At 74.8% G+C, this 12,024-nt stretch carries 11 protein-coding genes; 8 read left to right on the top strand and 3 right to left on the bottom strand.

Annotation, left to right across the window (positions count from 1 at the left end; all coding sequences use genetic code 11):
• The first annotated feature begins 70 nt into the window (after positions 1 to 70).
• The 4 genes from ACN260_RS24215 (at position 71) to ACN260_RS24200 (ending at position 4,514) form a co-directional block, all read left to right on the top strand.
• Positions 71 to 2,377 (top strand): putative bifunctional diguanylate cyclase/phosphodiesterase, encoded by a 2,307-nt coding sequence (locus ACN260_RS24215; protein WP_422753197.1) that lies wholly within the window; start codon positions 71 to 73, stop codon positions 2,375 to 2,377.
• 130 nt (positions 2,378 to 2,507) lie between these two features.
• Positions 2,508 to 3,266, top strand: a complete 759-nt coding sequence (locus tag ACN260_RS24210; RefSeq protein WP_422753196.1) for a MerR family transcriptional regulator — start codon at positions 2,508 to 2,510, stop codon at positions 3,264 to 3,266.
• A 63-nt stretch (positions 3,267 to 3,329) separates the two neighbouring features.
• Complete coding sequence (locus ACN260_RS24205; protein WP_204956596.1) at positions 3,330 to 3,614, top strand: putative quinol monooxygenase; 285 nt, start codon at positions 3,330 to 3,332, stop codon at positions 3,612 to 3,614.
• 120 nt (positions 3,615 to 3,734) lie between these two features.
• Positions 3,735 to 4,514 carry a hypothetical protein gene (locus tag ACN260_RS24200; RefSeq protein ID WP_422753195.1) on the top strand — a complete coding sequence of 260 codons (780 nt, stop codon included), beginning with the start codon at positions 3,735 to 3,737 and terminating at the stop codon, positions 4,512 to 4,514.
• Positions 4,515 to 4,698: 184 nt separating this feature from the next.
• Here ACN260_RS24200 and ACN260_RS24195 read toward each other — a convergent pair whose 3' ends face one another.
• Positions 4,699 to 6,264 carry an SLC13 family permease gene (locus ACN260_RS24195; RefSeq protein ID WP_422756813.1) on the bottom strand — a complete coding sequence of 522 codons (1,566 nt, stop codon included), beginning with the start codon at positions 6,262 to 6,264 and terminating at the stop codon, positions 4,699 to 4,701.
• Between the two features lie 48 nt (positions 6,265 to 6,312).
• On the bottom strand, positions 6,313 to 7,866 hold the full coding sequence (locus ACN260_RS24190) for a gluconokinase (protein ID WP_422753194.1): 1,554 nt from the start codon (positions 7,864 to 7,866) through the stop codon (positions 6,313 to 6,315).
• 242 nt (positions 7,867 to 8,108) lie between these two features.
• On the opposite strand from ACN260_RS24190, the gene ACN260_RS24185 reads away from it, so the two are divergent.
• Both ACN260_RS24185 and yidD read left to right on the top strand, forming a co-directional pair.
• On the top strand, positions 8,109 to 9,206 hold the full coding sequence (locus ACN260_RS24185) for a hypothetical protein (protein ID WP_422753193.1): 1,098 nt from the start codon (positions 8,109 to 8,111) through the stop codon (positions 9,204 to 9,206).
• Between the two features lie 109 nt (positions 9,207 to 9,315).
• Positions 9,316 to 9,702 carry a membrane protein insertion efficiency factor YidD gene (gene yidD, locus ACN260_RS24180; RefSeq protein ID WP_422753192.1) on the top strand — a complete coding sequence of 129 codons (387 nt, stop codon included), beginning with the start codon at positions 9,316 to 9,318 and terminating at the stop codon, positions 9,700 to 9,702.
• A gap of 15 nt (positions 9,703 to 9,717) precedes the next feature.
• Here the strand turns inward: yidD and ACN260_RS24175 are convergent, their stop codons facing one another.
• Complete coding sequence (locus ACN260_RS24175) at positions 9,718 to 9,936, bottom strand: hypothetical protein (protein WP_232378507.1); 219 nt, start codon at positions 9,934 to 9,936, stop codon at positions 9,718 to 9,720.
• A gap of 116 nt (positions 9,937 to 10,052) precedes the next feature.
• Between ACN260_RS24175 and ACN260_RS24170 the strand changes: the two genes are divergently transcribed.
• Both ACN260_RS24170 and ACN260_RS24165 read left to right on the top strand, forming a co-directional pair.
• Positions 10,053 to 10,754, top strand: coding sequence for a TetR/AcrR family transcriptional regulator C-terminal domain-containing protein (locus ACN260_RS24170; RefSeq protein WP_422753191.1), 702 nt, complete (start codon positions 10,053 to 10,055; stop codon positions 10,752 to 10,754).
• 50 nt (positions 10,755 to 10,804) lie between these two features.
• On the top strand, positions 10,805 to 11,965 hold the full coding sequence (locus ACN260_RS24165) for a phosphotransferase family protein (RefSeq protein ID WP_422753190.1): 1,161 nt from the start codon (positions 10,805 to 10,807) through the stop codon (positions 11,963 to 11,965).
• Positions 11,966 to 12,024: the final 59 nt, after the last annotated feature.

Genomic DNA, 12,024 nt, shown 5'->3' with positions numbered 1-12,024 from the left:
TGTGGCGGTGACCCGCCCGGCTGGCTAGGCTTCGATGGTTCGCCGTCCGTGACCCGTCCGCACGGTCGAGGTGCGCGTTGGAGAGAGAGCCGGAGCGATCACCGTGCTACCCCAGGACGCCGTCTCCGGCGCGCCGACCCGACCGCTGACCCTCCCCCGGGTGGGTGCGGTCGTCGCCGCGGTGGCCGTCGTGCTGGAGCTGGTCTGGCTGCTCGCCGGGCTGCCCAGGGCGGCCCTGGTCAGTGACGTCACCGCCACCGCCGTGGCGAGCTGGGCCAGCTACGCCTGCGTCCGCACGATGCGCCGGCACCCCGCCCCGCTGCGCCGGTTCTGGGCGCTGCTCGCGCTCACCATGGGGCTGGCCGCCGCCGGCCGGCTGCTGTGGACGGTGGACCGGCTGCGCGCCGACGAGCTGCCGCACACCCCGCTGATCGGGGCGGTCTTCACCGCCGGCATCGTCACCGGCACGGCCGCACTGCTGGCCTCGCTGACCGCGCCGCGCAGCGCGGTGGGCCGGGCCCGCACCGTGCTGGACGGGGTGATCGTCGGGCTGGCCCTGATCCCGATCGGCTGGGTGGTGGTGTTCCGGGACGTCGCCGCCGCCGACCTCGACGATCCGCTGCGCACCCTCGGCCTGCTCTACCCGATGATCGACCTGATGCAGCTCACCATCCTGGTGGCGGTGGCCGGCCCGGCCCGCTCGGTGTGGCCGCCGCTGACCCTGATCGGGGCGGGCCTGGTCACCCGGGCCGGCGCGGACGCGGTCTACGTCTCGCTGGTCGCGCACGGCAGTTACACCCCCGGGCACCCGATCGACGTCTGCTGGCCGCTGAGCTACCTGCTGATCGGCATCGCCACCACCCGGCCACCGCCGCCCACCTGCGACGGGGCCGAGGAGATCGGCGAGGCCCCGCTCCCGTCCTGGTGGCGGGTGGCGCTGCCCTACCTGCCGGTCGGCGGGGCGATCATCGCGGTGGTGCTGGCCCGCCGCCCCACCGGGCAGACCCCGCCGCTGGTCTTCGGCGGCATGATGGCGCTGCTCGGGGTGCTCGCCCTGCGGCAGGGGCTGGCCGCCAACGAGAACCTGCGGCTGGTTGCCCGGCTGCGTCAACTCGCCTACGTCGACCAGCTCACCGGTCTGCCGAACCGGCTGATGTTCAACCGGCAGCTCCGCCAGGCGCTGCGCGAGGGGCCGCCGGTGGCGGTGCTGCTCCTCGACCTGGACGGCTTCAAGCAGGTCAACGACCGGTTCGGGCACGCCACCGGCGACACCCTGCTGACCAGCATCGCGCTGCGGATGCGCGCGGCCGTCGGCGGCGACGGCACGGTCGCCAGGCTCGGCGGGGACGAGTTCGCCGTGCTGGTCGCCGGGGACCGGACGGTCGTGCCGGAACGGCTCGCCGAACGGCTGCTCGCCGCCCTGCAACCGTCGGCGGGCGAGGAGGACGTCGGTGTCCACCCGTCGGCCAGCATCGGCATCGCCGAGTTCGGCCCGCAGCACGCCTCCCATACCGACGTGCTGCGCGACGCGGACATCGCGATGTACGCGGCGAAGGCCGCCGGGAAGTCCGCGTACCGCACCTGCACCCCGGCGCTGCGGGAGTCGGCGGTGAGCCGGGCCGAGCTGATCGCCGACCTGCGGCGGGCCGTCGACGAGCGGCAACTGCACCTGGAGTACCAGCCGATCGTCGACCTCGCCACCGGCGCGGTGCGCAGCGCGGAGGCGCTGGTGCGTTGGCGGCATCCCCGGCTCGGCCTGCTCGCCCCGGCGGCGTTCCTGCCGCTGGCCGAGGAGACCGGGCTGATCGTGCCGATCGACAGGTGGGTGATCCACGAGGCGTGCCGGGCCGCCGCGACCTGGCGGGCCCGGGTGCCCGAGGCGACCGTGGCGGTCAACATCGCCGCCGCGCACCTGCGCCGCCCCGACCTGATCGCCACCGTCACCGCGGCTACCGCCACCGCCGGCCTGGCCCCCCGCGCGCTCACCCTGGAACTGACCGAGTCGGCGCTCATCGACGGCAGCGAGGCGGTGCTGGAACGGCTCGCCCAGCTTCGTGAGCTGGGCATCCGCATCGCCATCGACGACTTCGGCACCGGCTACTCGTCGTTGAGCTACCTGCACCGCATCCCCGCCACCGAACTCAAGATCGACAGGTCGTTCGTGGCCCGGCTGGACACCGACGCGCGGGCGTACGCCACGGTGGAGATGGTCACCCGGCTGGCCGGGGCGTTCGACCTGGCGGTGGTGGCCGAGGGGGTGGAGACCGAGGGGCAGCACGCGGCGGTCACCGCGATCGGCTGCGTCCACGGCCAGGGCTACCGGTACGGCCGTCCCGGCGGCCTGTCCGCACTGCACGCCCTCGCCGCCCCGCGCTGACCCCCGCTCCCACCGCCCTCCCGGGCGGGCCCGGCCGTCGTGCCGCTCCGGACGGGGAACCCGGCGCAGAATCGGGCTTGACCCTCACGTCGCGGCAGGCCGGAGCCTTGGTGCCGGAAGGGAGGAAACCATGGCGTACACGGTGGGTCAGGTGGCGAAGGTGGCCCGGGTGACGGTCCGGACGCTGCACCACTACGACGGGATCGGGCTGCTCTCGCCGAGCGGCCGGACGCCGGCCGGCTACCGCCGCTACGACGACGCGGACCTGGAGCGGTTGCAGCACATCCGCTTCTACCGGGAGCTGGGGTTTCCGCTGGAGGAGATCGCGGTGATCATCGACGACCCGGATGCCGACCCGGCGGAGCACCTGCGCCGGCAGCACGACCTGCTGAGCGGGCGGATCGGGAAGCTCCAGGAGATGGTCGCCGCGATCGAGATCGCGATGGAGGCGAGACGGATGGAGATCAACCTGACCCCGGAGGAGCGGTTCGAGGTCTTCGGTGACGTCGATCCGGAGGAGCACGCCGAGGAGGCGCGGCAGCGCTGGGGCGACACCGAGGCGTACCGGGTGTCGACCCGGCGGGCGGCGGGCCACTCGAAGGAGGACTGGCTGCGGATCAAGGCGGAGCAGGAGGAGTGGGGGCGGCAGATCGTGGCGGCGCTGACCGCCGGGAAGCCTGCCGACTCGGCGGAGGCGATGGCGCTGGCCGAGGAGCACCGGCAGCTCATCGTCCGCTGGTTCTACGACTGCTCGTACGAGGTGCACACCGGGCTGGCCGACATGTACCTGGCCGATCCCCGGTTCACCGCCCACTACGAGAAGATCGCGCCGGGGCTGGCGGAGTACCTGGCCGAGGCGATCCACGCCAACGCGATCAGCCGGGCCTGAGCGGTGCCGCCTCCGGTGGGTCAGGATGGGGGTTCGTCCCGCCCACCCACCGGAGGTCGCCCCGTGTTCATCGTCGCCGGAAGTCTCTACGTCGACCCCGCCGAGCGGGACACCTACCTGGCCTCCTGCGTGGAGGTGGTCCGGCAGGCCCGCTCGGCGCCCGGCTGTGTCGACTTCGCCATCGGCGCCGACCTGGTCGAGCCGGGGCGGATCAACGTCTACGAACGCTGGGAGTCCGACGACGAGCTGCTGGCGTTCCGGGGGTCCGGCCCGGAGCAGGAGCAGGTCGCGGCGATCCGTGGCGCGGAGGTGCACCGCTACCGCATCTCCGCCGTCGAGGCCCCCTGACCGGCCGGCGGGTCCGGGGGTGACCGGTCGGCGGCGGGCGGTCGGGCTAGGCTGGCGCGACCGCTCTGTCACCAGCGTCGATCGGCTCGGCCGGCGGGCGCGCCACCCGGGGAGACCGCCGTGAAGCACCCGAAGCTGGCCGCCGCCACCGCAGCCCTCGTCGCGCTGGTGACAGCGGCCGGTTGCACCTCCGACGACGGCGGCGCGGGACCGGCACCGACCGCCGGGCCGTCCACGACCGGACCGGCCCCGACCACGCCGGCCGCCGTGCTGGCCGCCGCCGCGCAGCGGGTCGATCAGCAGTCCTACCGGCTGACCCTGGGCGACGGCGCGGGCGGCGGGGACACCACCACCCTGGTCTGGGACCCGAAGGGCGGGCGCGGGCGGGAGACGACGACGCTGGCCGTGGCCAACGGCAAGGTGGTCATCGAGCGGCTCGTCACCGGCACCGACGTCTACGTGAAGGTGACCGCCCCGGACCGGCGGGTGCCGGTCTGGGACGGGCGTACCTGGTGGCACCTGGGCACCGCCGAGGCGGCCGCCGCGAAGCGGACCGGGCTGGACAACACCCGGCTGGCCAGCACGCTCGGCGCGGCCACCGAGGTACGCGCCACCGGCGAACGGGCCTACGCCGGGACCCTGGACCTGCGGCGCAGCACCGAGGTGCTCGGCGACGGGGTGGGTGGGGTGCTCGGCGAGCGGGCCGCCACGGTGCCGTTCACCGCGACCGTTGACGGGCAGGGGCGGCTGGTCCGCTACCGGATCGAGCTGTCCGGCGAGCCGGGCAGGACCTCGGCGCTCGACGGAACGTACGCGGACTTCGGCCTGCCCGTGTCGGCGGACCGGCCGGAGGCCGGCCTGATCGGCGAGGACCCGCCCCGCAACATCCCCGGCGCCTGACCCGCCCCGCCCAGGCGGCCCTGCCCGGCCCGCCCTGCCCGCCTGCCCGGCGGGGCAGGCTCGCAATATCGCCACAACTGCGGTATCCGCGCGCTCCGATACCGCTCTTGTGGCGACATCAAGTTGGTCAACGTCGACCCGACCGACCCGCGCCGGTCCGACCCGACCTGCGGGCGAGGAGGCCTCACAGGAGCAGGTCGAGGAGGAGCACGCCGGCGAAGCCGACCACCGAGATGATCGTCTCCAGCACCGACCAGCTCTTGATCGTCTGCCCCACGGTCAGCCCGAAGTACTCCTTGACCAGCCAGAAGCCGGCGTCGTTGACGTGCGAGAAGAACAGCGAACCGCAGCCGACGGCCAGTGCCAGCAGCGCCACCTCGGGGCGGTCCAGGGTGGCCGCCAGCGGGGCGACGATGCCGGCGGCGGTGATCGTGGCGACCGTCGCCGAGCCGGTGGCGACCCGGATGCCGACGGCAACCAGCCAGCCCAGCAGCAGCGGGGAGAGGTTGGCGTCCTTGGCCGCGTCGGCGACCAGATCGCCCACCCCGGCGTCCACCAGCACCTGCTTGAAGCCGCCACCGGCGGCGACGATGAGCAGGATGCCGGCGATGGGCGGCAGCGAGCCACCGAGCACCGAGGACACCTGGCTGCGGCTGAACCCGGCCTGGTAGCCGAGGGTGAACATGGCGACGATCACCCCGGACAGCAGCGCCACGATCGGCGCGCCGGCGATGTCGAGGGCCTGCCGGGCGAAGGTCCCCTCGGCCAGGGTCAGCTCGCCGACCGCGCGCAGCAGCATCAGCACCACCGGCAGCAGCACCGTGAGCACCGCCGGCCAGAACCCGGGGGTACGCCGGGCGGTCTCGGTGCCGCTGTCGTCGACCGGGGCACCCGGCCGGCCGGAGCCCGGGTTGACCAGGTCGTCGTCGGTGAGCAGGTCGTCGTCGCCGGCCGGCCCCCGACCGGCGTCCCGGCTGTTCGGCTCCCGGTCGTGGCCGGCGGCGGGAGCGGTGGGGCTGCCGGGTCCGCGCCGGCCCCCGCCGCTGGTGGCCGGCTGCCGGGTGGGCAGCAGCGCGGCGGGGGCGGTGGCCGGCACGTACCGGGCGATGAAGTTGCCGAACACCGGGCCGGCGACGATCACGGTGGGGATGGCGACGATCAGGCCCAGCCCGAGGGTGAGCCCCAGGTCGGCGTCGAGCGAGGAGATCGCCACCAGCGGGCCGGGGTGCGGCGGGACGAGGCCGTGCAACACCGACAGGCCGGCCAGCGCCGGGATGCCGATCTTCATCAGCGGTACGTCGGTACGCAGCGAGACCAGCAGCACGATCGGCACCAGCAGCACCACGCCGACCTCGAAGAACAGTGGCAGGCCGATCAGCGCGGCGACCCCGGCCATGGCCCAGGGCAGGGCGGTGCCGGAGACCCGCCCGACGACCCGGTTGACGATGCCGTCCGCCCCGCCCGACTCGGCGAGCAGCCCGCCGATCATCGCGCCGAGGGCGATCAGCAGACCCACCCCGCCGACCGTGGAGCCGACCCCGGCGCTGAACGACTCGATCATCGTGTCGGGGGCCATGGCGGCGACCACCCCGAGCACCGCCGCGCCGAGGATCAACGCCAGGAAGGGGTGCACCTTGCCCCAGGCGATGAGCAGGACGACCGCGGCGATGCCCAGCAGGGCGGCCACGACGAGTTGGGCGTCACCGGCGTTGGTGGCCGGTTCCGTCGGTGCGGCGAGGAGGGTGAACACGGCGATCACGACCTTCGGACGGGGTCCGACCCGACGTGGGGCGGGCGGTCACATGGGTGCGGGGGTGGGTGGTGGCTCCGCCGGCAGGCTGGGGGCCAGCCGGCGCAGCGACGCGAAGGTGGGCACCAGTGCGTCGTACAGCTCGGAGTGCAGGGGGAGCAGGGCGGCGTAGGTGGCGGCGGAGGCCGGTTCGGGGCGTACCGTCTCGTCGATGCGGACCAGGTCGGCGGCGACGTCGATGGAGTCGATCAGGCCGAGGGCCTGCATGCCCAGCAGTGCCGCGCCGAAGCTGGAGCCCTCGTGGCCGGCGGGGAACCGCACCGGCATGCCGAGCGCGTCGGCGAGCATCTGCCGCCACAGCGGGCTGCGGGCGAAGCCGCCGCTGGCCCGCACCTCGCGGACCTCGTTGCCGGCCGCCCGGACCGACGCCAGCACCAGGGCGAGCTGCTGGCAGACCCCCTCCAGCGCGGCCCGGACGAGGTGCTCGCGGCGGTGCCCGTGGGTCAGCCCGACGTACGCCCCGCGCGGCAGCGCGCTCCAGTGCGGGGCGCGCTCGCTGAGCAGGTACGGCAGCATGATCAGCCCGCCGGAGCCGACCGGGGCGGTGGCGGCCAGCGCGAGCAGTTCCTCCTCGCCGTGCTCGCCGAACTCGGGGGCGAGGGTGTCGCCGGCCCACTGGAGCACGATCCCGCCGTTGTTGATCGCCCCGCCGACGACCCACCGGTCCTCGGTGAGCGCATAGCAGAACACCCCGCCGAGCGGGTCGACGGCGGGACGTTCGACGGCCACCCGCATCGCCCCGGAGGTGCCGATGGAGCAGGCGACGACGCCGGGGCGTACCGCGCCGAGGCCCAGGTTGGCCAGCGGGCCGTCGCCCGCGCCGACCACGACGGGGGTGTCGGCGGGCAGGCCGGTGGCGATGGCGGCGCGGGCGGTCAGCCCCGGCAGCACGGTGGTGGTGGGCACGAGCCGGGGGAGCTGCTCCCCGGTGATCGCGGCGACGCGCAACGCCTGGGCGTCCCAGCGGAGCTGGTGGATGTCCATCAGGCCGGTGGCCGAGGCGACCGAGTGGTCGGTGACCAGCGTGCCGGTCAGCCGCAGCAGCACGTAGTCCTTGATGCCGACCCAGTGGGCGACCCGTTCGTGCAGCTTCGGTTCCTGCTCGGCGTACCAGAGGATCTTCGGCAGCGGGGCCATCGGGTGCACGGGGGTGCCGGTGCGCCGGTGCAGGGCCAGCCCCCACGGGGCGGCGCGCAGCCGTTCGGCCTGGCTGCTGGCCCGGGAGTCGGCCCAGGTCACCGACGGGGTGAGTGGTGCGCCGTCCGGGGCGAGGCCGATCAGGCTGTGCATGGCGGTGCTGAACGACAGGCCGGCGATGCCGTCGCCCAGTTCGGTGACGACGGTGCGGATGGTCTCCACCACCGCGTCGAAGATGAGCTGCGGGTCCTGCTCGGCGTAGCCGGGGTGCGGCTCGTCGAGGGGGTAGCCGACGGAGTGGCTGGCGAGCTGGTGGCCGTCGGTGTCGTACGCCACGGTCTTGGTGCTGGTGGTGCCGATGTCGACGCCGAGCACCACGCGGCGGCGGTGGTCCGGACCGGTCACGGGTCCCCCTCGCATCGGCGGTGCGGGCGTCGCGGCCCGGCTGCGGCTGACGTTACCGACGTCGGCAGCGCCCCGCACGGCGGAGAACCGGAAGGTGAGCGGGCGTGCGGTTCGTCGTGTTCCGACGGATTTCCATCCCCCGATCGGGTGGTAAATCCCTAATGCCGGGTCCGCCGGTCTTGTTCCTGCCGTTGAGCCGGGTGAACACCCCGGTTGGTGGCTCGCACGGCGGAGGGGTCGGCGTGGCGATGACTGATTCGACGGGTTCCACCTGGCGCTACACCTGGGCACGTCAGCAGAACGAACGACGACGGCGGGCCTACCGCACCGTCGAGCGGGCCTGGCGACGCCGCGACGACGAACTGCGGCGGCTACGGGCCCTCGCCGTCGGCCTGGAGGGCACCGCGGCGGCCGGGGTCGGCCTGCCGTTGGCGTTGGGCCCCGGCGAGGCGGTCCTCGCGACGGTGCCCGGCGCGCAGCTGGTCGAGGTCCGGCACACCACCGTACTACCCGCCCCCGACCTGGTCGTCGAGGCGGAGCCGGGGCCGCTGCGCCACCGGCTGCCCGACGGGGTCCGGGCCACCGACGCCGGGATCGCGGTGGTCACCAACCGTCGGCTGGTGCTGCTCGGCGGGCGTGGCCGGCGCGACTGGGCGTACGGGAGGATGACCGGGTTGCTGCACGACCCGGCGGCCCCGGTCACCCTGATCCAGGTGCTGGACCGGCGGCAGACCTCCGGCGTGCTGCTGCCGCCGGGCGCGGCGGCCGAGTTCCGGTTCGTGCTCACCCTGGCCTTCGCCGACGCCATCGAGCAGCGGCCCGCCGTCCTCGCCCAGCTCGACGAGCTGATCGCCCTGCACGCCGAGAGCGCGCCGTTCCGGCCGGCGATCGCCACCCCCGCGCAGGCCCGGATCAGTGCCCGCGTCCCCGGCGGTCGGCGGACCGTCGCGGTGGCCGCCGCGCTGACCCTGGTGGTGTCGGCGGTGCTGGTCGAGTCCGATCCGCCGGTCACCCCCGAGGTGGCGGCGGCGGCCACCGCCGCGCCCGGTCCGGGCGTCACCCGGCCGCGTACCGGGCCGCCACCGCCATCCCCGTCACCGTCCGTGGTGCGGGAGCGGCGCTGCGGGGCGCCGGCGAACCCGATGGGGTACGACTACTGCGGCGGCGAACGTGTCAGGGAACCCGACCACCGGATCTGCGACTGGTTCGACTGCGTGCCACAGTTCTGGGCCGGGCGCGGTTACCTGGTGCTGTGCCGCGACGGCGCGGTCAGCCTGACCGGTGGCCGGCCGAAGCCGTGCGCCGGCCACGACGGCGTCCGCCGTACCGTCCACCGCTAGACCCCGGGCTGTTCCTCGCGGTTGGTGCGAAGTAGCGGTGTCAGGCCCGGTCCCACACCGCTTCCTCGGCCCACCGGCCTGAAAGCGGGGCTGGCGGGGCCGTCGCATCATGTACGGCGTGATCCATTTCAAGCGTAAGCAGCGCAAGAAGAAGCGTGACTGGTGTGACGCCGACTGCGACGGTTGCGACGGCTGTGACGGCCTGCCCTGCTGTGACTTCGGCCTGTTCTCCCTGCTGCTCACCCTCGGCGCGGGCGCGGCCCGGGTGAGCCGGGCGCCGGTGGTGGACCGGGCGGGCCGGGCGGCGATCCTCGGCTACCGGCGGTGGTTGTCGCACCGCTGGCCGGGCCGGTGCCGTTACACCCCGACGTGCAGCGCGTACGGGCTGGCCGCCGTCGAGCGGTACGGCCTGGCCGTCGGAGGGCGCATGGCGGCGGACCGGTTGCGCCGTTGCCGGCCGGGCGTCCCGCGGGGCACCCACGACCCGGTCCGCTGACCGCCCGGCGGGGGTCTACGCGACGACGTCCCGGTAGACCTCGACGTCGTAGATGAGCCGGACGGGCTCGCCGTTGGTGGTGCCGACGAAGACGGGTTCCGCGGCGGGGGTGCGCCCCCGCCGCCACACCTCGGCGCGGGCGGCGTCCCGGGATTCGCGGTGCACCTTCCCGGCCCGGTGCAGTTCCACCACCCGGCGTGCGGTGTACCTGTCGCTGTCCAGTTGTATGCGCATCAGCGGCACGGTCGCCACCGCCCTTCCGCGAGCACCCACCGTCCACCGGGGACGCGGCCGATGGTCCTTAATCTAACAGCGTTAAGTTAAATGTGCACGGTACTAGGCTGCTGCGGGTGGACGCGACCGAATTCAATGGCCGACGGGCCGGCCGGCCCGCCCCCATCTGGCTGCGGACGGAGCCGGCCCGCAACCGCCGGACCACCCCGCTGACCCGGGAACGGATCGTGACGGCGGCCGTCGACCTGCTCGACCGCACCGGCGTCGACGGTCTGACCATGCGCCGGCTGGCCGAACTCCTCGCGGTCACCCCCACCGCCCTCTACTGGCACGTCGCGACCCGGGACGACGTTCTCGACCTGGCGGTCGACCACATCTTCGGCGAGGTGCCGCTGCCGGCCGCCGGCCCCGACTGGCGCGCCGACGTCCGCACGCTGACCTCCGGGTGGCGGGCGGCCATGCTCCGCCACCCCTGGGCACCCGGCCTGATCGGCCGCCCCATGCTCGGCCCGCACGTCCTCGCCCGGACGGAGTTCCTCCAGGCCGCGCTGGTCCGCGCCGGGCTCACCGGCCGGCACCTGGCCGTGGTGACCCGGCTGGTGGCCAACTACGTGATCGGCGCGGCGCTCACCGAAGCCACCTGGCGGCAGACCGACGACCCCGGGGCCCGCGTCGAAGCCCGCCGGCACCTTGAGGCCAACGCCGCCGCCTACCCCACCCTCACCGCCTCCGGTCACCTCGACGACGGCCGGTGGAGCGACGACGACCTCTTCGTCCGGGGTCTCGACGCGATCCTCGCCGCCGCGTCGGAGAGCTGACCACCGGTATTCGCTCGCGCGCCGGCCGGACGGCTCGTTACCGTCCGGCCATGGTCCGCACCGTCCGTCTCGTCCTGGTCGACGCCACCGGCCGGACGCTCGGCGCGCTACCCGACTTCGACGTGCCGGTGCCCTGGTGGCAGGACGCGGCTGCGGTCGTCGAGGGGGCCCGCACCGCGTACGGCGTCGAGGTGACGGTGCTGCGGCTGCTCGCCGGGCGGCGCGGCCGGCCACCCGGGGGCCACGTCAGCTACCTGGCGGAGGCGGCCGGCCCGGTGCGCGTACCGTTGCTGCCGGCGGAGGCGGTGGAGCCGGCGGCGCACCCGCTGCGCGCACCCTACGCGCAGCCGGGCGGGCCGGCGGCGAGCCTGGCCTGGGCCGCCGCGCAGCTCGACCGGCTGGGCCGGCCGGTGACCGGGGCGGCCCAGGAGCGCACCTGGAACCTGTCGGCGGTCTGGCGGCTCGACGGGCCGCACGGCACCGCCTGGCTCAAACAGGTGCCGGTGTTCTTCCGGCACGAGGCGGCGGTGCTGCGGCTGCTGGCCGACGACCCGGCCACCCCGAGGCTGCTCGCCGCCGACGACGAGGGGCGGATGCTGCTCGACCACGTGCCGGGGGAGGACCGCTACGGTGCCGACCCCGCCGAACGGGCCGCCATCGCCGCCCGGCACCACGCCCTCCAGCTCCGCACGCTGCCCGCCGTCGACCGGCTCGTCGCCGCCGGGGTGCCGGACCTGCGCGGCGCAGCCCTGGCCCGGTGGCTGCGCGCGATGCTCGCCCCGCACCCGGCGCACCGGCAGCTCGCCGACGTCGGGACGCGCCTCGACGAGGTGACCCGGTGCGGGCTGCCCGACACCCTCGTGCACGGTGACCTGCACCCCGGCAACGTCCGCGCCGACGGGCGGCGACACACCATCATCGACTGGGGCGACGCGTTCGTCGGCCACCCGGCCTTCGACATTCTCCGGCTGACCGAGCAACTGCCCGCCGCGCCGGCCGCCGCGCTCGTCGCCGACTGGTGTGCCCGCTGGCGGGCCGACGTGCCGGGCTGCCGGCCGGAACGGGCGGTGGCGCTGCTGCGGCCGGTGGCGTGGCTGCGGATGGCGGCGGTGTACGCGATGTTCCTCGCCGGCATCGAGCCGAGCGAGCGGGTCTACCACGTCGAGGACCTGCCGGAGAACCTGGCGCGGGCGAGCGCCGAAACCGGCTGACCGCCGCCGGAGGTGAAGAATGCCGACCGGAGGTCCCGTCCGGGAGGAATTCGCCGGTA

It is taken from the genome of Micromonospora sp. WMMD708, from assembly GCF_049315245.1.
Lineage (GTDB): Bacteria > Actinomycetota > Actinomycetes > Mycobacteriales > Micromonosporaceae > Micromonospora > Micromonospora wenchangensis.
This window is presented reverse-complemented; position numbering and strand designations above follow the sequence as displayed.